This is a genomic window from Marinomonas shanghaiensis, assembly GCF_003259175.1.
Lineage (GTDB): Bacteria > Pseudomonadota > Gammaproteobacteria > Pseudomonadales > Marinomonadaceae > Marinomonas > Marinomonas shanghaiensis.
This window is the reverse complement of sequence record NZ_QGOK01000012.1, coordinates 1-20,945: the sequence shown is the minus strand read 5'-3', so window position 1 is coordinate 20,945 and position 20,945 is coordinate 1. Positions and strand designations below refer to the sequence as shown.

The 20,945-nt window shown below is 44.0% G+C and carries 18 protein-coding genes; 9 read left to right on the top strand and 9 right to left on the bottom strand.

Translation table 11 applies throughout. The features are described 5' to 3' along the window. Positions 1-39 precede the first annotated feature (39 nt). The 3 genes from DKT73_RS20490 to DKT73_RS20195 all read left to right on the top strand — a co-directional run bounded on the left by DKT73_RS20490 (position 40) and on the right by DKT73_RS20195 (position 2,124). A complete protein-coding gene (locus DKT73_RS20490; RefSeq protein ID WP_111638513.1) occupies positions 40-255 on the top strand; it encodes a cysteine-rich CWC family protein in 216 nt (71 codons plus the stop codon). Between the two features lie 84 nt (positions 256-339). Further along, entirely contained in the window at positions 340-1,563 is a 1,224-nt protein-coding gene (lhgO, locus tag DKT73_RS10515; RefSeq protein WP_111638512.1) for an L-2-hydroxyglutarate dehydrogenase, read from the top strand. 96 nt (positions 1,564-1,659) lie between these two features. Beyond that, complete coding sequence (locus DKT73_RS20195) at positions 1,660-2,124, top strand: polyribonucleotide nucleotidyltransferase (protein WP_198666589.1); 465 nt, start codon at positions 1,660-1,662, stop codon at positions 2,122-2,124. Positions 2,125-2,185: 61 nt separating this feature from the next. Here DKT73_RS20195 and DKT73_RS10505 read toward each other — a convergent pair whose 3' ends face one another. From DKT73_RS10505 to DKT73_RS10465, 9 genes are all read right to left on the bottom strand, one after another. Next, positions 2,186-2,593: a nucleoside-diphosphate sugar epimerase/dehydratase gene (locus DKT73_RS10505; RefSeq protein ID WP_111638511.1), complete on the bottom strand. Its 408-nt coding sequence runs from the start codon at positions 2,591-2,593 to the stop codon at positions 2,186-2,188. A gap of 6 nt (positions 2,594-2,599) precedes the next feature. Beyond that, the gene (locus DKT73_RS10500; protein WP_111638510.1) at positions 2,600-3,283 is read right to left on the bottom strand and encodes a response regulator; all 684 of its coding nucleotides are present in this window, start codon (positions 3,281-3,283) and stop codon (positions 2,600-2,602) included. Then, positions 3,280-4,878 (bottom strand): ATP-binding protein, encoded by a 1,599-nt coding sequence (locus DKT73_RS10495; RefSeq protein ID WP_111638509.1) that lies wholly within the window; start codon positions 4,876-4,878, stop codon positions 3,280-3,282. Before DKT73_RS10495 ends, DKT73_RS10500 begins: the two co-directional genes overlap by 4 nt. 132 nt (positions 4,879-5,010) lie before the next feature. After that, entirely contained in the window at positions 5,011-6,294 is a 1,284-nt protein-coding gene (locus DKT73_RS10490) for a 2-hydroxycarboxylate transporter family protein (RefSeq protein ID WP_111638508.1), read from the bottom strand. Between the two features lie 238 nt (positions 6,295-6,532). Beyond that, positions 6,533-8,251 (bottom strand): EAL domain-containing protein, encoded by a 1,719-nt coding sequence (locus tag DKT73_RS10485; RefSeq protein ID WP_111638507.1) that lies wholly within the window; start codon positions 8,249-8,251, stop codon positions 6,533-6,535. A gap of 13 nt (positions 8,252-8,264) precedes the next feature. Further along, positions 8,265-8,690 carry a response regulator gene (locus DKT73_RS10480; protein WP_111638506.1) on the bottom strand — a complete coding sequence of 142 codons (426 nt, stop codon included), beginning with the start codon at positions 8,688-8,690 and terminating at the stop codon, positions 8,265-8,267. Then, on the bottom strand, positions 8,683-10,176 hold the full coding sequence (locus DKT73_RS10475) for a sensor histidine kinase (RefSeq protein ID WP_111638635.1): 1,494 nt from the start codon (positions 10,174-10,176) through the stop codon (positions 8,683-8,685). Before DKT73_RS10475 ends, DKT73_RS10480 begins: the two co-directional genes overlap by 8 nt. A 156-nt stretch (positions 10,177-10,332) precedes the next feature. Beyond that, positions 10,333-11,109 carry an FCD domain-containing protein gene (locus DKT73_RS10470; RefSeq protein ID WP_111638505.1) on the bottom strand — a complete coding sequence of 259 codons (777 nt, stop codon included), beginning with the start codon at positions 11,107-11,109 and terminating at the stop codon, positions 10,333-10,335. 131 nt (positions 11,110-11,240) lie between these two features. Further along, positions 11,241-12,233 carry a TRAP transporter substrate-binding protein gene (locus DKT73_RS10465; RefSeq protein WP_111638504.1) on the bottom strand — a complete coding sequence of 331 codons (993 nt, stop codon included), beginning with the start codon at positions 12,231-12,233 and terminating at the stop codon, positions 11,241-11,243. A gap of 207 nt (positions 12,234-12,440) precedes the next feature. On the opposite strand from DKT73_RS10465, the gene DKT73_RS10460 reads away from it, so the two are divergent. The 6 genes from DKT73_RS10460 (at position 12,441) to uxuA (ending at position 20,850) form a co-directional block, all read left to right on the top strand. Then, on the top strand, positions 12,441-12,911 hold the full coding sequence (locus DKT73_RS10460) for a TRAP transporter small permease (protein ID WP_111638503.1): 471 nt from the start codon (positions 12,441-12,443) through the stop codon (positions 12,909-12,911). 81 nt (positions 12,912-12,992) lie between these two features. Next, positions 12,993-14,291: a TRAP transporter large permease gene (locus DKT73_RS10455; RefSeq protein WP_111638502.1), complete on the top strand. Its 1,299-nt coding sequence runs from the start codon at positions 12,993-12,995 to the stop codon at positions 14,289-14,291. 44 nt (positions 14,292-14,335) lie between these two features. Next, a complete protein-coding gene (locus tag DKT73_RS10450) occupies positions 14,336-16,735 on the top strand; it encodes a glycoside hydrolase family 31 protein (RefSeq protein WP_111638501.1) in 2,400 nt (799 codons plus the stop codon). A 14-nt stretch (positions 16,736-16,749) separates the two neighbouring features. Next, a complete protein-coding gene (gene uxaC / locus DKT73_RS10445; RefSeq protein ID WP_111638500.1) occupies positions 16,750-18,156 on the top strand; it encodes a glucuronate isomerase in 1,407 nt (468 codons plus the stop codon). A 26-nt stretch (positions 18,157-18,182) separates the two neighbouring features. Next, positions 18,183-19,673: a mannitol dehydrogenase family protein gene (locus tag DKT73_RS10440; RefSeq protein ID WP_111638499.1), complete on the top strand. Its 1,491-nt coding sequence runs from the start codon at positions 18,183-18,185 to the stop codon at positions 19,671-19,673. 1 nt (position 19,674) lies between these two features. Further along, the gene (uxuA, locus tag DKT73_RS10435) at positions 19,675-20,850 is read left to right on the top strand and encodes a mannonate dehydratase (RefSeq protein WP_111638498.1); all 1,176 of its coding nucleotides are present in this window, start codon (positions 19,675-19,677) and stop codon (positions 20,848-20,850) included. Positions 20,851-20,945 lie beyond the last annotated feature (95 nt).

Sequence of the window (20,945 nt, the reverse complement as noted above, 5' to 3'; positions counted from 1 at the left end):
CGCTTCGGCGGGGATTTTTTTTGCGCTATTGATACATAAATGGGTATAACGATGAAATGTCCTTTTTGTAAAAGTGATAATGGTTGCGAGCTTGATAAAAGCCGAACTTGTTGGTGTTTTCGTGTCATAGTCCCTGACGATATGCTGGCGCTTATTCCAGAGCAGCAAAAAGGTATCCTGTGTGTTTGTCGGCGGTGCATTGAGTTTTATCGTACCGATAGGTTAGGCTTCTTAAAAACATTTGATCTTATGTGAAAGGTTCTCTATTTTTTAGTCTGTCTTATGCAGATTATTCGTTTTTTGTGATCTGTTGTAACAACAATAAAAAGGAATGAGGTGATGAGTGACGCGTTAAAAAACTCTATTTATGACATTGCTGTGATAGGCGCTGGCATTGTTGGGCTTTCTACGGCATGGCAGTTACTTCAACGTTATCCCAAATATCGCATTTTGCTCATCGAAAAAGAATCCGAAGTCGGGCTGCATCAGACAGGGCATAATTCTGGTGTGATTCACGCAGGTGTGTATTACGCCCCCGGTAGTTTAAAGGCCGATTTTTGTCAGCGAGGAGCCAAAGCAACGAAGGCGTTTTGCCTTCAACATGACATAGCGTTTGATGAGTGCGGCAAGCTATTGGTGGCGACCAATGCACTTGAAAAAGAGCGCATGGAAGCCTTATACCTGCGCTGTCAGGAGAATGGTTTAGAAGTGCATCAGTTGGATCAAGCTCAGTTAAAAGAGCGTGAGCCGAATGTGAAGGGGATTGCAGCACTGTTTGTTCCCTCTACAGGGATTGTGAGCTATCGAAGGATTTGCCAAAAATTAGCAGAGCTTTTTGTGCAAAAAGGCGGGGAGCTTAGGTTAAATACCGAAGTGAAGCAGCTTGACGAAAGTCATGAGCGAGTGGCGATCACCTTAAGTAATGATGTTGTTAGCACCGCTTATCTGGTCAGCTGTGGTGGTTTAATGGCCGATCGGTTGACTCGAATGTTGAACATACCGACTGACTTTCAGATTGTTCCTTTTCGTGGCGAATATTATCAATTACCAGCGAAACACAATCAGATAGTCAATCATCTAATTTACCCCATTCCAGACCCTGATTTGCCTTTCTTGGGCGTGCATCTTACCCGAATGATTGATGGCTCTGTGACGGTTGGTCCTAATGCCGTTCAAGGTTGGAAAAGAGAAGGCTATGGTCGAATTAATATAAGCTTGCGCGATGTATTCGATATGGTGCGTTTTCCCGGTTTTTGGAAGTTACTCATGAATCACTGGAAAACAGGACTGAGAGAGACAAAAAACTCTTGGTACAAGCCCGGCTATCTAGCCCAAGTTCAAAAGTATTGCGATCTTGTTACTTTGGATGATTTGCAATCATATCCAGCAGGAATAAGGGCTCAAGCAGTAATGAATGACGGCAGTTTGGTGCACGACTTTTTGTTCGCACAGAGTGCTCGAACCTTACATGTTTGCAATGCGCCATCTCCAGCGGCTACCAGTGCCTTTCCTATTGGTGCCTATATTATTGATAAGCTTGATGAACAAATAACGTCTGTTTAGTACGAAAGCATTGTGAAATAAAAGTGGTTGGGTTTGTACTAGGCCAGTGTTTCGATATAGAGTGGCGTTTGTAATAATCATTGATAGGGAATAAGTATGACGGGTTTAAAGAAAAATCTAGGTTTTACTCATCTGGCGCGAGGCATTGCCGCTGCGCTCCTTATTACGCAAGTGACAGCGTGTGGTACTTTGCTTTATCCAGAGCGTCGTGGTCAAACAAGTGGTCAAATCGATGTTGGTGTCGCGGCATTGGATGCGATTGGTTTGTTGTTTTTCTTTGTGCCTGGTGTGGTAGCGTTTGGTGTCGATTTTATGACAGGCGCGATTTATTTACCTGGTGGCGGAGTGGCAAGCTTAACGAACGATGAATTGAATTCGATTAAGAATGGACCTGATTCGATAGACGTTGAAAAGTTTAAAACAGTGATGGCACAGCGTAGTGATATTGTATTGCCAAAAGACACATTTACAGATCAATTAAATGTGATGGCAATGTCATCGACTCAGTCTCTGAAAGCAGCAATGCATATGTCTAACCAGCAAGTGGCGTTTGCTCAATAATCGCCGCTAAAGCTTTGATCTTTAAGCGAATGGGATAGTGTCGTCGTTTAAAGATCAAAGATCATAATAACGCTTGGTATACTAATGCCTGCATGGTATTTATTTCTTGGTGTGTTTCAAGTGTCAACAGTTTGGCTTTTGTTTTAAAAATCCCTTCCCAAATATTATCCGCAATACTGATAGACTCTCCCTGAATTTGTATGATCAGTGCAACATCGTGTTTTATAACCAGAGACGCTATTTCACTGGGTGAAAAAACAGTTGCACCGTGTACTTGGGTGCGATTGTTCCAAGGTTCATCGTCAATAAATGCGGTAATCTCGACGGGTTGTTCTGCGCGTTTGTTACTGTCTAGTAAGGTCTTTGCTAGGGAAAAGCACAAATAATCTATGCCGATAAAAATTACTTTTTTAGGTGCAGGTTTGCGACGAAAAAGCCGTTTTTTAACGCGTGTCAGTAGAGTGCTCATGCGTTGCTAAACCGTTTTACTGTAGCGTTGTTTGGGTCTGCCGCCGGTTTTGTAATCCAGCGTCATACTAACATGGCCTTGAGCCTCTAGGTATTCAAGATAGCGTCTGGCGGTGATGCGACTTAGGTTGATGGCTTCACCTATGTCTTCGGCGGTAAACGGTCTGTTATCGGTGGTTTCCAAATATTGAGTCAATTTGTCTAGAGTGTTTTCATCAATTCCCTTGGGGGTTTTTCGGCTATTATCAGATGTAGCGTTTTTTCTAAAGAGTGCGTCAATGTCTTGCTGATCTATTTTATTATTTTTATTGAGGCGCTTCTTAAAATCAAGATAGTCATCAAGCGCCTGAAGAACCCGAGACATTCTGATAGGTTTAACAAGATAATCCATTACCCCCAGTTGAATGGCTTTTTCAATGGTGGTGGTGTCCCTTTCTGCTGTGGTCATGATAAAAGCGCTTTTTAAGCCTTTGCTTTTGAGCCGTGATATCAGGTCAATGCCATTGCCATCGGGTAGACTGATGTCGACCATAACTAGTTCAGGTTCAAAGGCTTCTGCTTTTAGCTCTGCCTCTAGCAAGCTTTCACAGACAGCGACGACTATAAAATCTGTGCGCTGATTGATGGTATTTTCCAATACATAGCTAGCACGCAGGTCATCTTCCACTATCATGACAGGAATTCGATTCATCTTGTTAGTGCTCGTTTATCCAAATAAATACTAAACACAGTGGTATTCACCTCACTGCGTTCCCAATCAAGGCTACCATGGTATTGGTCAACCACTTTTTTGACCAAATACAGTCCAATGCCATGTTGTTCTGTGTTGTGTTTGCTGCTGACGCCAAAGTCCAGTATGCGGCTTTCCAGCTTTTCGTCTACACCTGCGCCGCTGTCTTCTATTTGAATCATGATGTGAGCATTGCGGTCACTAATATACAGCTTAACAAAAGGCGATGTCATTAATCTGTTTGACCACGCCGCGAGTAGGGCATTGTCTATTAAGTTACCCACGAGTGTTACCAATGCTTCATTGGTTTTAGGTGGGTATTTACCGAGCTGACAGTCACTTTCAATTAGCATGTCCACTTTTAAGTCTTTGGCTTTATTGTGTTTTGCGAAAATCAGTCCCGCCACAGCGCTGTTTTCAATGGTTTTTATAATGCGCCGCAAAGTCGCTTGATCACCGTCACTTTCTTGTTGAAGGAACTCAATGGCGTCTTCATAGCGCTCTGCTTGCAGCATACCGGATAGTACATTCAAGTGGTTGGCGTATTCATGGGTTTTTGCGCGTAAGAGATCGGCGTAATTTTTACTGGCGGTCAGTTCTTGCTCTAAAGATTTTTCACCGTGATCAGGAAAAAATACAATAACATAACCGACATCGCCTTTTGGGCTTTTAATTGGGTATAAGTTTGCAAGGAACTTTAACTTACCCAAATTGAATTTATTTTGAGTCATTTGCCCTTTTGCTTCTAGAGCAAAGTGAGAAAGGCTTTGGGATTGCTCGCTAAGCGGTTTGTTTACCACCTGAGATGAACTGAGTACATTCATGGTTAGCCATTCAATGGCCATGCTATTAATAGCGGTGACATTTTGCTGATGATCAATCGCCACAATGCCGTCTCGAATACTGTCTAAAATTAATTCGTGCTCTTTGAATTTACGCACAATTTCTTCTGGCTCAAGAGATAAAAAGGTACGCTTTAATTTGGCAATTAAGACGATGGCGATGATGACACCAAGTAGGTAAACGAATGCGACTAATAGGCCCGCTTCACGAAGGTGTTGATGAATCAATTCGCTGGTGGTCTTGGATAAATAGCCAACACTAACCGCACCAATAATGCCCGTTTCGTCTCTGATTGGGGTAAAGTTACGAATGGCTTCTCCCAGTGAGCCGCTGGCAATACTGGTAGAGTCTATGCCTTGCTGTAAGGTTGGGTAGACATCATCACCGATAAATACTTTACCGATAAGGGAGGCTGTGGGATGGCTAAGACGAATGGCTTTTTGGTCAACCACCACAATGTAGGAGGCATCCGTCTTACCGCGTAAATTCTCAATATGCTTCTCAAGGGAAATACTTTGTCCAGTATTGCTGGATTGTACCGCACGAATGACATTGTCATCTTGAGCAACAACACGAGCTAATTCTAGCCCACGCTTACTGATGCCGTCTAAATAGGCGTTTTGTAAGGAGTAGCCAAAAACTAAGGCGACGGCAATGACAATGATGGTAATGGTTGAGATTGTAATTAAGGCAAGGTAAGACTTGAGTGTCATTGGCGCTTCATTATCACGAAAAGGAAGAAGCGCGATTATACAGCATACAGAGTGAGTGCTAAACAAAACGCAAAAATAGAAAAGGCAAAAACAAGGGATGTTCTGCCTTTTCTATGGTCTAAAAAGGAAGTGTTAAGCGATCGCTTGAACCACGATTGTGGCCAGTATCAGCATGAAAGCACCACCAATGCGAGAGGATATTTGTGCAAAAGGCATCAGTTCCATACGCTTACTGGCAGCAAGTACTGCTACGTCACCTGTTCCGCCCATGTTTGCCATGCAAAGACCGCCAGTGATAGCTGCCTCAATAGGGTAGAAGCCCATTAGCCAACCGATTAACCCTGCGCCAAATACAGCCCCAAGTACTGTAATTAACACCAGTAAGAAATACATTGGAGACAAAGCATCCAAAATTTGGTTCAGATCGGTATAAGCCACACCAATACCAACTAATAGAGCGGGCGTTAAGTTGCTAACGACAAATTTGTACCAAGAGAACGCGGCTTGCTCTAGTGCTTTTGGCATGATGCCCGATACCTTGATCAAGGCAATAGAAAGGATCATCAACGCATAGGTGTGCATATTGATATAGTTTGATAACAAGGTACCAAGAAAATACATGCTCACGGCTAACAAGGCGCCAACACCTAAAATGGTCACGTTGAGCGCGGAGGCTTTTTGGTCTTCTTCTTCCATTGGCTTTTGGCCACGAATAAGCTGGCCATTACCAGTAAGGCTTGGGGCCATTTGTCCTACTTTGTGCAGCAAGCCTGCCATGACAATTGCAATGGCATTACCAATTGCCAGTGCTGGTACCATTTGCGACATTAGGGATTCTGCGCTCATGCCTGTTTTGCCAGACATAATTTCAACAAGTGGCACAGCGCCAGCGCCCATGCCGCCACCCATGATAGGAAGGGCAATCAGCATAACCGAGTCATAAAAATCTTTACTGACCAACATACCGACTAAACCGGTGAAGATACAAGCAAAAAAAGCCGATCCTAAAATAACAGGGATGTATTTTAGTGCGGCTTTTTTAAGTGTTTGAGTGTCCATACCAAATATAGAGCCAGTCACTAGGCTTGCCACATAAAAAGACAAAAAACCGCCACTTTTCATAAAGGTTGTGACATTGTTTTCTGCACTGGAAGGAAATAGACCACTGTGAAATAAGTATGCAGAGCCGAAAATGACAACAATAGCACCACCACCAAAAAATTGGTTAATAATCGGTGTTCTGTCGCCAATATAGTTAAGAATAAAACCAATAATGACCATAATTCCTAATGCCCCTATCATGCCACCCGGCATCTTGCCTGCAAAGGTAGCTAATAAAATAGTGATAGCGGCTATGGCCAATATGATTTTGCTGGTGCGCTGATCTTGCACCGTCATAACATCGTTAGTGATCATGATAGACTCTCTTTTTTTGCTTGTTTTAATGTGCGCAGAAGTCTACCAACCTTCTTTCTAAGCGGAAGTTACTTTTCCTTTAATGAAACTAAATAGCGGTTTTGAAACTTTTGTAAGGCTTTTTTTGGTGGTTTTTTGCACAATGGGTCGCGCATTTTGTCATGATTGAGTCCATGAGACGGTGTTAACGTATCCTTATTTTAGAGGGGAATAGTGTCCAGTTTTGATGTCATGTTTCTTAATGAAGCTGATGTTCTTGCCTGTACGATAGGATCCAAGAGCTCATTTTATCCGCGGACATCGGTTTAGCGATGAAATAGCCTTGACCAAGTTGGCAACCCATTTCAATCAGTGTCTGCTCGTGCTCGAGTGACTCTACGCCTTCGGCGATGAGTTTGTAATGAAACGCTTGGCTTAGAGCAACAATACATTTCACAATGGAGCGATCTTCTTGATTGATTAAAAGGTTTTGTACAAACCCTTTATCAATTTTTAAGGTATTGAGAGGCAATTTCTTCAAATAGTTTAATGACGCATATCCAGTGCCAAAATCGTCTAATGCGACATGAACCCCCAGTTGACAGCAGGCTTTTACCACTTCCACTGCTTGATTAATGTCACATATCGAAACCGTTTCTAATATTTCAAGTTCTAGCGACTGCGGATTAATATCAGGCATACTTTGCAATAACAGGCCCAGACGTTGGACAAAGTCTTTGCTGAGTAAGTGGGCTGGTGCGATGTTAACACTGATCGTGAGGTCTTTTATTTGCCATAAGGCATGTTGGCTCATGGCTTCTTGTAAAACCCACTCGCCGATTAATATACCGGTATTAGGGTGCTCTAGTACTTCTGTAAAATCCGCCGGATAAAGAAATCCCATCGTCGGATGATTCCATCGAATAAGCGCTTCTACTCCGATTAACTTATGTTCTACCATATTTATTTGTGGCTGATAATGCAGTTCGAACTCATTGTTTGCAATGCCTTTTTCTGCTGCTTGTAACATTGCTCGGCGTGCAAATTGACGGCGCTCCTCTTCAGGGTCGAAAAATAAAATATTATTACTGCCCAAGTTTTTAGCCTGGTACATTGTTTGATCCGCGCGTCGTAAAATGGTGTCAGCATCCAAGCTGTCATTGGAAACCAAAGCAACACCGATACTAGCAGACACTTGAACATGGCAATCGAAGGCTTCAAGTTCAATTGGCGCATTGACCAAATCAATGAGTTGTTTGAGGAATTCATCACACTCTTTTTTGCTGGATACATCACGCAACAAGAGTACAAATTCGTCACCGCCGATTCGAGCTAAGGTATCACTTTTGCGAAGAAGCCCTTTTAAGCGGTTGGCGATGGTCACCAGTACATAGTCGCCCGTGTCATGGCCGTAATTGTCATTCACAGGCTTAAAGTTATCTAGGTCAAGAAAGGCGACCGCAGCAGACTCTTCATGAGTAATCGCTTGCTGTAAATGTTCTAAAAGCAGAGGGCGGCTAGCCAATCCCGTTAAATTGTCGTAATGAGCCATGTCGTGCAGTTTCTTGTCAATTTCCGCACGATGGACAGAGCTAATAATGGCACGGATAAGCTGGGTACTTTGCAAATGGCTTTTTAACAAATAGTCACTTGCACCCAAGCGCATTGCTTGAGCGGCCACTTCTTCATCCCCCAACCCTGTCACCATGATCACAGCACAACGCTTCTCTAAAATAGTACGGATATGATTGAGAAGGGTTAAGCCTGAATTAAGCCCTAATCGATAATCTACAATGACGCAGTCAAAGTCGCCTTCTTTTAAATAAGCCATCGAATCTTCAATTGAAGAGGCTTCTAATACATGAGTTTCAATATCAGATTTTGACAACATACGGCGCAGACGTTCTCTGTCTACATCGTCATCGTCAACAAGCAGAAGTTTTAAAATATGCCCAGTATCGTTTATGGTTGCTTCCATGATTCCTCCTGAATCAGCGATTTGGTTCGACCGCATTTTTATAAGCATGTAAAAGTGCGGCAAGTTTCGCAAACTGCGGACCGACGGAAGATTTAACCATATAGCCGGCGACATTATTGTCATAGGCACGAGATCGATCGCTATCATCATTTGACGTGGTAAGAATGAAAATGACCGTATCTTGTAAGGCTTTATCGTCTCGAATGTATTCTAAGAATTCAAAGCCGTTCATAATGGGCATGTTTAAATCCAATAGCACCAAATAGGGGGTTTTTAAGGCTCGAGTTGGATGCTGCTTTTTTAAAATGTCTATGGCAATTTGACCGTTTTCTGCGTAGACCAAATGAATATCGGGAGCCACTTTTCGCAGCCCACGAGTGATGGATTCTGCTGCGACATCATCATCCTCAACGATTAAAACACTTAATTCTTTAATCATGGTTATCCTTCCTTAAATAACGCGGCCACCAAACGTGAAAAGTAACGCCTCGCTGATGCTGATTGGCTTCGACACTAATACGACCGCCATGGGATTCCACCAGCCGTCGGCTGACAGAAAGGCCAATACCTGTGCCACCACGCTCGCTTGCCGTGATGGTTTGGAATAATCGGAAAATGCGTTCATGGGCCGCCGCAGGAATTCCAGGTCCATCATCGCAAATTGAAAAATGACAGAAATTATTTTCTACGACGCAGCGGATTAAAATGTTACCTACTTTAGTATCATGGTGTTTAATCGCATTGCTAATCAGATTACGCATGACGGTTTCAAGCGGTACCCATGTCGAAATAAAATGTGTTATTTGAATATCTCGCTCTAAATGCATACCCTCCGGTATTTCAAGTAGCTCAAAAACGTTATCTAACAAGGCGTTTATATCAATTTGTTGGGTTATAGCGTCTTTTTTTCCCGCTCGGGCATAGGTTAATAGATTGTCAATCAGCTGTTCCATACGTTGAATGCGAATATCAATACGATCCAGATTATTGCTCACCTCTGGTAAGGCGTCTGGGCCGAGATCTTCTTTTACCCACTCTAATAAATCGGCAATACCTCGAAGAGGGGAGCGTAAATCATGAGAAGCAACATAGGTAAATTCTTCTAGATTGGTATTAATCTCACGCAGCTCCTGTTCCATTCGTTTACGTTTTGTGATGTCTAATAAAGACACGAACACCATATTGTTGTTGTGTTCATCTTCAAAAGGACTTAGACCTATTTCCACTGGAAACTCACGCCCGTCTTTATGTAAAGCCGTTAAATCACGTCCAACCCCCATCATGCGAGGCATTGGGTTCTGATGAAAAGAATGGCGTAGATCGCCATGATGATGGCGATAGCGTTCAGGTAATAAGAGATCAAGAGGCTGATTGAGTAACTCTTCTGGCTGATAGCCGAAACACTCACAAAGCATGCTGTTGGTAACACGAATAATGCCTTTTTCATCAATGACTAAGACGCCGTGTGGAGCATCTTGAATGGACCGCTGGAACATAGAGTTAGCGCGTAGCCTATAGGTTAGATCCACTAAGGTAGCTAATACCAGGGTTTGATTGTCTTGCTCAATCGGGTTTAGGCCAATTTCTATTGGAATCAGCACGCCATCTTTACGTTTTGCATGTAGCGCCTGACCTGCCCCCATTTGCCGTTTGCGTGGTTGGCTAAAATACTGACTCATTAGGTGTTTGTGATTTGATCTAAGTTCGTCAGGCAGTAAAAAATCAATATCTGCCCCAAGTAACTCTGTCGCTGAGTAGCCTAAAATGTCCGTCAGTGAATCATTAACGAATAATATACGCGCTTCGGTGTTAACCACCATTGCCCCCATCGGTAAACAGCTAACTAATTGCTGTAGAAAGGTGTTTTCCATTAATTTTAGACTGCTGGCAAGAAGGGGGCTTTGTGTGTATTCATTATGATCCATCACTGACACCATTTAAAATGATTCTCTTTAATATTAATAGACCAAGAATTCATTGACGGCAATCAGGCAGACAGAGAGATTTGTTAAAAAGCGTATCTTAAATAGGAAAAGAGCGAAGATTCCCTTATTAGCCAATAAGGGAAAGGGTATCATTTACTAACCACATGGGGGTTGTACGGGGTTTGAACTAAATAAATAACCATCAAAATTAGGGTCTTGATGTTCAGACAATAACATAAGTGTATCTTTGACGTTTTCTAAGTGGCGCCACATTGCCATACGTGCGACATCGGGTTTTCTTTGTTGAATGGCCAATAGTATATTTTCATGATCGACTAGCCATTTTCTACGATAGGCTTGGTCGGTAATATGAGAGTGCAACTGTTTCCACATTGGGCTGTTTTCACGTCTTTCCCAAAGGTTTTCTACTAAGTCAACCAACACACTGTTTTGGGTTGCTTCAGCAATGGCTAAATGAAAGAGTTTATCAGCAGCATGATCGGCATCCACTGTATCGATGTTTTGTTTTTCTAGCTCCAAAGCATCACGCATTTTAATAATGTCTTTTTTGGTCGCTTGAGTGGCCGCAAACTCAGCGACATGACTTTCAAGGAGCTGCCTTGCTTGCATCATTTCAAAAGGACCAACATCATCATTGTTTAAAGACTCTTCAAATGAATCTGATGATCTTATGCTAGTTGGTAGATTGAGAAGATAAATACCGCTGCCTTTACGAACCTCAACAATTTCCATGAGTTCAAGCATGATTAATGCTTCTCGTAACAGGGTTCGACTAACGCCTAGCTGTTCCGCAATATCACGCTCTGGTGGTAACCGATCTCCTATATCATATTGGCCTTGTCTGAGCTCCTCGTATAACTTAAGTCCCACTTCTTGGTATAGGCGCTTTGGTTTTACAAGTGTATTTATCATAGCTTTCTACTTTATTTAAATTAGCCAGTAACAGGAAAAGATTAGGTATAGATATGCATTAAGATGAAGTAATAAATGAGCGACTCTTTTGATACCGATACACAATATCAAAAAGAGTCGCTTGATTCAGCTTATTTGTCGAGTGCTTTTATGGCCTCCACATAGGATGCAATAACGGGGTCGTTTGCAGCATCTTTATGCATCGGTTCAACGGCTTTAATAAAAGCATCCTTATCAACATCTAGAATTTCAACGCCCATTTTTGTTGCTTTGTTGAGTTCTTCTTCTGTGTACTCAGCCCAAAGTGTTTTCATGAAGGCGGTTGCATCTTTACCCGCAGTCAGTACTGCGTCTTTGTTTTTATCGGATAGGTTTTCCCAGGTTTTACTACTAATAACCAAAACATCTGGGATCATGGCGTGCTCATCTTGGCTGTAATATTTTGCGACTTCGCCATGTCGATAGGTTGTCACCGCACCGATATTGTTTTCAGCGCCATCGACGACACGTTGTTGAAGAGCGGTATACAGCTCACCAAATGGCAGTGGCGTAGGGGAGGCACCCATGAGCTCCATCATTTTAATGGCACTTGGACTTGGTTGGACGCGAATCTTCATGCCTTTTAGATCTGCAGGGGAACGAACAGGTTTCGTCGTATAAAAATTACGAGACCCAGCATCAAAATAGGCCACACCAACAAAACCATATTTTTCAGATGAGCTTAAAATCTTTTGGCCGATATCTTCACTCTCTAGTGCGCGATAAAAATGCTCACGGTCTCTAAAAATATAAGGGATATTAAACGCGCCGTAAGCGGGATCGAATGACTCTAGTTCACTGGCATTAGACTTTGCCATGTCCAGAGCACCACTTTGTAACAGTTCCAAAGACTCACGTTGTGTGCCTAGTTGACCATTTGGATAAACGCGTACTTTTAAGTCACCATTAGTCTTTTCTTCTACCTCATCGGCAAAGAACTTGAGTGCCTTATGGACGGGCGATTTTGTATCACCGTTGTGACTTAACTTTAGCGTTTCCGCGAAGCTTACTGATGAGGAACCCATTAGTCCTCCTATCAGTAATGCTGAGGCAAAATGCAGCTTAGTTTGTTTAATATTTAACATTGTCAAAATCTCCGTTTTGGTATTTTTATATTATTTTTTACGTTTTCGGATGAGTAAATTGTGTCTTTATGAGTTTGCATAATTGCACGCACATTAAATTTGGTCAACCAATTTGGTCTATTTTGTTGACCAGATTTGATGTTTGGTTCAATATGTTGTGGATTGATGGTGGTCATGTAAGATTTTTATCCCTTCTGGAGGTGGTAAATGACGAAATTTATTCGAGTGGTAGACCGCATATTGTCTACTGTTTGTGTCACGTTAATGGTGGCGCTGGTGGCGTGTGTGGTTTGGCAAGTGTTCTCTCGTTATGTATTGGGGGCACCGAGTACGTCAACAGATGAGATGGCGAGATTTCTCTTTATTTGGGTTGGCTTGTTAGGCGCGGCGTTTACCTTGGGCCAGAAAAAACACTTAGCAATGGACTTTATGTTGCTTGCGTTGGATGGGCGAAAAAAAGCGACCTTGCAATTGCTAATTACGCTAATTGGGTTGTTTTTTGCTGTGGTCATTATGGTGTTTGGCGGCGGTTCTTTAGTGCTCAAAACGCTAAGTGTCGGGCAAATTTCACCCGTTTTAGGATTGGAAATGGGATGGGTTTATTCGGCCATTCCGATTAGCGGTGTTTGCATGATTCTCTATCTATTACGAGATCTTTTTGCACCAACGCAAGACTAAACGGCTCTACAGGCTAAGTAATAACGTCTTTTCGTTGCCTGATTCAGTTATTCATAAATTCTAATAATAAGGATAAAAAACGTGGAATGGTTAGTTGCACTTGTTTTGTTCGGTAGTTTTTTCACCATGTTGGTACTGGGTGTGCCAATTTCCTTTTCCATCGCGATTGCCTCGTTGTTGTCTATCATGGTGTCGCTGCCTTTTGATGCGTCACTGTCGGTTGTTTCGCAAAAACTTGCTTCTGGTATGGACAGCTTTACTTTGCTAGCCATCCCGTTCTTTATTCTCGCCGGCAACATCATGAATAGGGGTGGTTTAGCTCTTCGGCTTATTGAGTTTTCTAAGCTACTCGCAGGTCGTTTGCCAGGTTCTTTAGGCCATGTAAACGTGATCGCTAACATGCTGTTTGGTTCTATTTCAGGCTCGGCTGTCGCTGCAGCCGCCGCAGTGGGTGGCACTATGGCGCCATTACAGAAAAAAGATGGCTATGATCCGGTCTTTTCAACCGCTGTGAATATTACCTCTAGCCCCGCTGGTTTGTTGATTCCGCCCAGTAACGCCTTGATTGTGTATTCCCTTATCTCTGGTGGCACTTCTATTAGCGCACTGTTCTTAGGTGGCTATTTACCTGGGCTGTTAATGGGCGCCTGTGTCATGTTAGCTGTTGCCATCGTCGCGAAGAAAAAAAACTACCCTGTATCCGAGCGTGTGTCCCTTGCTGAGGCGGGAATTATAACGTGGCGAGCCGTCCCCAGTTTAGGTCTTATAGTTGTCATTATGGGCGGTATTATTGGTGGTGTCTTTACCGCGACGGAAGCTTCCGCCATTGCCGTTGTTTACTCTTTGTTATTGGCGCTGATTTATCGCGAAGTTAGCCTGAAAGATATGCCGAATATTATTCTCGGTTCCGTTATGACAGCCGCTATGATCATGTTGCTGATTGGTGCGTCTATGTCTATGGCGTGGGCAATGGCCAATGCCGATATACCTTATGCGGTGAGTGATGCATTGCTCGCTTTGTCTGATAACCCAATTATCATTTTGTTAATTATCAATTTAATTCTGCTTATCGTCGGTATCTTTATGGATATGACGCCAGCTTTATTAATATTTACGCCAATTTTTCTTCCTATTGCTTTGGAACTGGGCATCGATCCAGTGCATTTCGGCATCATTCTTACTTTTAACCTATGTATTGGTATTTGTACTCCTCCTGTGGGGAGCGCTCTGTTTGTAGGCTGTTCAGTAAGCGGAGTGAAAATCGATCAAGTTATTAAGCCTTTATTACCCATATTTGGATTGTTGTTATTGGCGTTGTTGGCGGTGACCTTCATTCCAGAAATTACCTTGTTTTTACCGTCTCTTTTGCTTGGTTACTAGTTTAGAAGCTTGCAGATTTTAACGATATTTGGAGATAAATAATTATGAAGCCGATTAAACATTGGAAGCTTCTTGGTGTTGAAAATAACCGTATAGATATTGAATGTGATGATCGTCATGTTTTGCACTTTTTCGTCCTAGAGTCCAACGTCATTCGCGTTTTGTTGAAAAAGAACAAAACCTTGCAACTTGAAAACAGCTGGTGCATTTCCCCAAATGACAGCCTAAATGGCAGTGAAATAAACTGGGAAGGTCGTGACCGCATGAGCACGGAAGGGTTTTCTTGCCCTGATTTTAGCGTGGCTGAGCAAGGTGATCAGTTAAGTATTGCGACTTCTTCTCTTCGAGTGACTTTGTCAAAACCATTGAAATTGACATGGGAATACGCTGACGCAAAAGGTGAGTGGCACTATTTGGCTGCGGACCGCCACAGTGGTGCGTATATGTTGGGTGTGCAATCTAATGATATTCACCATTACATGGCCCGAGATTTGTCCGAGAAATATTACGGTTTGGGCGAAAAGACCGGTGATTTAAATCGCCACGGTTCGCGCTACCAAATGCGTAATATCGATGCGATGGGGTACGATGCCAAACACACCGATCCATTGTACAAACACATTCCTTTTTACATCACGAAAACGGAGCAGGCGAGCTTTGGTATCTTCTACGATAACCTATCTACCAGCTGGTTTGATTTGGGTAATGAACTGGATAACTATCATGGCTACTATCGTAGTTATCATGCAGAAGAAGGGGATTTGGATTTCTACTTCATGTATGGCGAAAAAGTTCTAGACGTTACCAAAACCTATGTGAACCTGACGGGGCGTACTATTTTTGGCCCTAAATGGAGCCTTGGTTACAGTGGCTCAACCATGCTTTATACGGACGCTGAAAACGCGCAAGAACAGCTTGGTGACTTTATTAAGCACTGCGACAATCACAGCATGCCATGTGATTCATTCCAGCTTTCGTCTGGCTACACGTCCATTGGTAATAAGCGTTACGTGTTTAATTGGAACACCAGTAAGGTGCCAGATCCGCTTAAATTGAGCTCAGACTTTCATCAAGCCGGTCTTAAGCTGGCAGCCAACATCAAGCCTTGCTTGCTGCAGGATCACCCTCGCTTTGATGAAGTCGCTTCACAACAGTTATTCATTCAAGACTCTGAGTTTGATGCGCCTGAATCGTCTCAGTTTTGGGATGACTCTGGCTCACATTTGGATTTTACCAACCCGAATACCATTCAGTGGTGGAAACAGAATGTCACTGAGCAACTGCTTGAAAAAGGCATTGATTCTACTTGGAATGACAACAACGAATACGAAGTCTGGGATGGCAATGCGCGCTGTGTGGGGTTTGGTAAACCGACGCCGATTAAGCTGATTCGTCCATTACAGCCTTTGTTGATGATGCGTGCTTCTTATGAAGCGCAAACGGAGTTCGCACCAAATTTACGGCCTTATTTGATCTCGCGTTCTGGTTGCCCAGGCATGCAACGCTACGTGCAAACCTGGAGCGGTGATAACCGTACCAACTGGCAAACTTTGCGTTACAACACGCGTATGGGTGTGGGCATGAGCCTTTCTGGTTTGTACAACCTTGGTCACGATGTCGGTGGTTTCTCAGGTGATCGTCCAGATCCAGAACTCTTTGTGCGTTGGGTTCAAAATGGGGTTATGCACCCGCGTTTTACCATCCATTCTTGGAATGACGATAAGACGGTTAACGAGCCTTGGATGTACCCAGAAGTCACGCCCATTATTCGTGAAGCCATGACGCTTCGCTACCGTCTGATGCCGTATTTGTATGATCTACTTTGGCAGGCACACAAAGATCATGAACCTATGTTGCGTCCTACTTTCTTGGACCACGAAGCCGATGCTCGCACCTATGTAGAAAGCGACGACTTCTTGCTAGGTAAAGATCTATTGGTGGCGTCTGTCGTAGAACAAGGTCAACGCACGCGTCCAGTGTATTTGCCTGACAATGGCGAAGGCTGGTACGACTTCCACCGCAAAACTTGGTATGCCGGTGGACAAGACATTACGTTACCTGCCGCGCTAGAAGAGATTCCGCTACTGGCTCGTGCTGGCAGTGTGATTCCGACTAGCGGCCGTATTGCTCATGTGGATGCTGAAAAAGACACACAACGTCAGTTCCTTGTTTTCCCATTTAAAGGCGCAGGGCAGCGAGATCTATCTGTGTTTGATGATGATGGTCTATCAACGGGCTATTTAGATGGCAAATACCTAATGCTGAATATGACGCTGAAATCCGATCTTGAGCGCATCGACCTGATGGTCGCCCAAGAAGGCGAATGGCAGCCCGCCTACAAAGAGGTGAGTTTTGTTTTGCCAGACAGTGAGCAACGTCCTTTCTATGTGAACGGCAAGCGTGTTGAGCGCTCACAACTTATCGCACTGAGCAGCCTTAAATAAGCTGAGGGAATGATATGAAAAACTTTATGACAGAAGATTTTTTGCTGACCACAGAAACGGCGAAGCGCTTATATCATGAATACGCCGCTGATCAGCCAATTTATGACTACCATTGCCATTTAAGCCCGCAAGAAATTGCCGAGAATCGCCGTTTCACGGACTTGGGTGAGATCTGGTTAGAGGGTGATCACTACAAATGGCGCGCCATGCGTACCGCAGGTATTGAAGAGCGTTTGGTCACAGGCAATGCAAGCTTCAAGGAAAAATACCAAGCTTGGGCGAAAACCGTGCCTCAGTGTATTGGTAATCCTATTTACCATTGGACGCATTTAGAGCTGCGCCGTCCTTTTGGCATTACCGATGTGTTGTTTTCCCCTAAAACGGCCGATGCCATTTGGGAGCAATGCAATGAAATGCTACAGCAACCTGAGTTTTCAGCGCGCGGCATCATGCAGCAAATGAAGGTGAAAATGGTCGGCACCACAGACGACCCTGCGGACAGCCTTGAGCATCATAAATTTATTGCTAATGACAGCAGCTTCGACATTGCGGTTACACCAAGTTGGCGTCCGGATCGTGCTTTTAAAGTCGATCATGTGGGTTTTAAAGACTACTTGAATAAACTGGGTAAAGCGGCTGACATCAGTATCACTCGTTTTAGTGATTTGATTGATGCCTTGGCGCAACGTCTCGAGGTATTCGATGCGCATGGTTGTCGCAGTGCCGATCACGGTATTGAAATCATGCGCTTTGCCAATGAACCAAGCGAAGCCGACTTAGATGCCATTTTAACGAAACGAATAAATGAGCAGCCTTTAACCGAGCTGGAGATCGCGCAATTTTCCAGTACGGTTCAAGTTTGGCTGGGCAAGCAATACGCCAAAAAAGGTTGGGTGATGCAGCTGCACATTGGTGCGCGTCGCAACAACTCTTCCAGAATGTTTAAGTTGATTGGTGGGGATTCCGGTTTTGACTCCATGGACGATCGCGCGTTTGCTGAACCTTTATCCGATTTCTTGAATGTGTTGGATCAAAGTGACGAATTGCCGAAAACCATCCTTTATTGTTTGAACCCAATGCACAACGAAATGTTAGCGACCATGGCGGGTAACTTCCAAGGTGGTGGCGTGGCAGGCAAGGTGCAATTTGGTTCTGGCTGGTGGTTCAACGATCAGCTAGACGGCATGCAACGTCAACTTACCAGCGTCGCGCAAATGGGTTTGTTGAGCCAATTCGTGGGCATGTTAACGGACTCTCGTAGCTTTTTATCTTATACCCGCCATGAGTATTTCCGCCGCTTGTTGTGCGAGATGATGGGGGGTTGGGTTGAACGTGGTGAAGCCCCAGCCGATATGGCGCTATTGGGCGATATGGTGAAAGGCATTTGTGCTGAAAACGCGAAAAAATACTTCGGATTTTAAGACGTTTTTAAACATAAGGAATCATCATGATCAAGATAACAACCACCAAAAGCGTATACGAACCTGACAAGGTTGATGTGGGCATTGTTCACATTGGCTTGGGCGCTTTCCACCGAGCCCACCAAGCGGTTTATATTGAAAAAAATCTGAATCGTAATCAGGGTGGAGACTGGGGCATTTGTGCGGTGAATATTCGCTCTAATTCGCAACTGGTTGATCAGTTAAAAGCCAATGACTGTCGTTACCATATTGCCGAATATCAAGACAGCCAACAGGTGGAATGGCGTGAAGTCAACGCGATTCGTGACGCTTTGTTTGCAGGGCAAGATAAAGAGCCTTTATTTGTCAAGCTGGTTTCGGCGAAGACCAAAATAGTCACGCTAACCGTCACCGAAAAAGGCTATTACTTAGCGCCAGCCGATAAAACATTGCGCCAAGACGACCCAAGCATTCAGCACGATATCGAAAACCCTAACGCGCCAAAAACCGCGCCAGGCATACTCGTTGAAGCCTTGTATCGTCGAAAAGCCTTGGGTTTACCGCCTTTTACTGTTTTGTCCTGTGACAACATGCCGAACAACGGTCATTTAACGCGTCAAGCCGTGTGTGGGTTGGCTGAACACCGTTCAAAAGCGTTTGCCCAGTGGATTTATGACCATGTCGCTTTCCCAAGTTCCATGGTGGACCGAATTGTGCCTGCCATGTCAGAGGCTTCCCATGAGCGTTTGCAGCGGGAGCTTAATTGCCACGATGAAAACGCTGTGATGTGTGAGGCTTTTAGTCAATGGGTGGTGGAGGACAACTTCCCACAAGGTCGACCAGATTGGGAACACGATGGTGTGCAAATGGTGAAAGACGTTCATCCGTTTGAAACCATGAAGTTGCGTTTGTTGAACGGTAGTCATTCCTTGTTGGCCTATGTTGGCTTGGCCGCCAAATACAAAACCGTGGCACAAGCGGTGGCGGATGAAAAGTTTGCCGCCTTTATTCGTCACTATATGAGCTTCGAAGCAGCACCGACTTTGGATTTGCCAGAAGAGGTGAAGGTGCATGAATACATTGAGAGCTTAATCAGTCGTTTTGCCAATGACAGCTTGCAGCATCAGTTGTCGCAGATTGCGATGGACGGATCACAGAAAATTCCTCAACGCTGGTTAAATGGCGCGGAAGCGCGTTTTTCTTCTGATTCAGACAGTGTGCTTGCGGCAACCGCATTAGGCGTGGCAGCGTGGTTATTTTATGTTCGTGGGGAAGACTTAGAAGGCAACACACATAAGGTGGATGACCCAATGGCGGACGTGCTGAGCAAGTTGCACAGTCGCTGTTCTGAGCCTGAAAGCTTGGTTCGTGAAGCGTTAAAACTGAACGATATTTTTTCTACAAAGCTTAGCCAAAACGAGAGCTTTTCTCGCGCTGTGTTGAGCGCTTATCAAACACTTATTTCAAGCGGTGTCGTGGAATCTTTGTCATTCACTGACAAGCTATCAAATAACAACACTGCGAATTTTGGAGGATAAAATGGAACATACTTGGCGTTGGTTTGGACCAAATGATGAAACCACTTTGACGGATATTCGTCAAACTGGGGCAACAGGTGTCGTAACGGCTTTACATGAAATTCCTAATGGCGAAGTGTGGCCAGTAGAGGCGATTAAAGCGCGTAAAGAAATGATTGAAGCGCATTCACTACGTTGGTCTGTAGTGGAAAGTGTGCCAGTTCACGAAGACATTAAAAAGCGCACAGGCAACTACCAAGAGTACATTCAAAACTACAAGCAAACTTTGCTTAACTTGGCGGAATGTGGCATTGATACCGTGTGCTATAACTTCATGCCAGTGTTGGATTGGACGCGTACCGATTTGGATTACGAATTACCTGACGGCTCACGTGCTTTGCGATTTGATCAAACCGCTTTTGCGGCCTTTGAGCTGTACATTTTAGAGCGCAAAGGCGCAGAAAATGAATACAGTGCTGAAGAAAAAGCACAAGCAAAAGTCTTTTTAGAAAACCTAAAACCAGAAGACAAAGACCGCTTGGTTGCAAACATCATTGCCGGCCTTCCTGGGTCTGAAGAAAGTTATACGCTAGAGCAGTTCCGTGAAAAATTGGACGAATACGCTGGTATCGACAAAGACAAGCTTCGCGAGCATTTAAAACTCTTCCTAGAAGAGATTGTGCCTGCGGCTGAACAAGGTGGGCTACGCTTGGCGATTCACCCAGACGATCCACCGCGTCCTATTCTTGGGCTACCACGCGTTGTATCAGTGAAAGACGATATTGATTGGCTGGTGACTTCTGTACCAAGCCCAGTGAACGGCATTACCTTGTGTACAGGGTCTTACGGTGTTCGTGCCGATAATGACCTAGTGGATATGGTAAACCGTTTTGGTTCACGAATTTTCTTTACGCACTTGCGTTCAACGAAACGTGAAGAGGTCGCGGGCAGCTTCCATGAAGCGTCTCACCTTGGTGGTGATGTAGACATGGTTGGTGTGGTTCGTGCACTCCTTGTCGAAGAGAAAAAGCGTAATGACAACAACGCTCCAAGTTTGATTCCAATGCGACCAGACCATGGACACCAAATCCTTAATGACTTAGAAAAAAATACTAAACCGGGTTATTCAAAACTAGGCCGAATGAAAGGCTTGGCAGAAGTAAGAGGTTTAGAATTAGGCCTGAAAAGCACGCTTTAATTTCGCTAATTATCTAGCTTTAATACACAATGCTTTTTGCCGAGAGGTAAGAAGCATTTTTCTCTTTCTAAGCCACCCACCTCAGTAAGCCAGTA

Excerpts from the sequence above, each read along its gene's own strand:
- DKT73_RS20490 (WP_111638513.1), top strand. The coding sequence starts at position 40 with ATGGGTATAACGATGAAATGTCCTTTTTGTAAAAGTGATAATGGTTGC.
- lhgO (WP_111638512.1), top strand. The coding sequence starts at position 340 with ATGAGTGACGCGTTAAAAAACTCTATTTATGACATTGCTGTGATAGGC.
- DKT73_RS20195 (WP_198666589.1), top strand. The coding sequence starts at position 1,660 with ATGACGGGTTTAAAGAAAAATCTAGGTTTTACTCATCTGGCGCGAGGC.
- DKT73_RS10505 (WP_111638511.1), bottom strand. The coding sequence starts at position 2,593 with ATGAGCACTCTACTGACACGCGTTAAAAAACGGCTTTTTCGTCGCAAA.
- DKT73_RS10500 (WP_111638510.1), bottom strand. The coding sequence starts at position 3,283 with ATGAATCGAATTCCTGTCATGATAGTGGAAGATGACCTGCGTGCTAGC.
- DKT73_RS10495 (WP_111638509.1), bottom strand. The coding sequence starts at position 4,878 with ATGACACTCAAGTCTTACCTTGCCTTAATTACAATCTCAACCATTACC.
- DKT73_RS10490 (WP_111638508.1), bottom strand. The coding sequence starts at position 6,294 with ATGATCACTAACGATGTTATGACGGTGCAAGATCAGCGCACCAGCAAA.
- DKT73_RS10485 (WP_111638507.1), bottom strand. The coding sequence starts at position 8,251 with ATGGAAGCAACCATAAACGATACTGGGCATATTTTAAAACTTCTGCTT.
- DKT73_RS10480 (WP_111638506.1), bottom strand. The coding sequence starts at position 8,690 with ATGATTAAAGAATTAAGTGTTTTAATCGTTGAGGATGATGATGTCGCA.
- DKT73_RS10475 (WP_111638635.1), bottom strand. The coding sequence starts at position 10,176 with ATGGATCATAATGAATACACACAAAGCCCCCTTCTTGCCAGCAGTCTA.
- DKT73_RS10470 (WP_111638505.1), bottom strand. The coding sequence starts at position 11,109 with ATGATAAATACACTTGTAAAACCAAAGCGCCTATACCAAGAAGTGGGA.
- DKT73_RS10465 (WP_111638504.1), bottom strand. The coding sequence starts at position 12,233 with ATGTTAAATATTAAACAAACTAAGCTGCATTTTGCCTCAGCATTACTG.
- DKT73_RS10460 (WP_111638503.1), top strand. The coding sequence starts at position 12,441 with ATGACGAAATTTATTCGAGTGGTAGACCGCATATTGTCTACTGTTTGT.
- DKT73_RS10450 (WP_111638501.1), top strand. The coding sequence starts at position 14,336 with ATGAAGCCGATTAAACATTGGAAGCTTCTTGGTGTTGAAAATAACCGT.
- uxaC (WP_111638500.1), top strand. The coding sequence starts at position 16,750 with ATGAAAAACTTTATGACAGAAGATTTTTTGCTGACCACAGAAACGGCG.
- DKT73_RS10440 (WP_111638499.1), top strand. The coding sequence starts at position 18,183 with ATGATCAAGATAACAACCACCAAAAGCGTATACGAACCTGACAAGGTT.
- uxuA (WP_111638498.1), top strand. The coding sequence starts at position 19,675 with ATGGAACATACTTGGCGTTGGTTTGGACCAAATGATGAAACCACTTTG.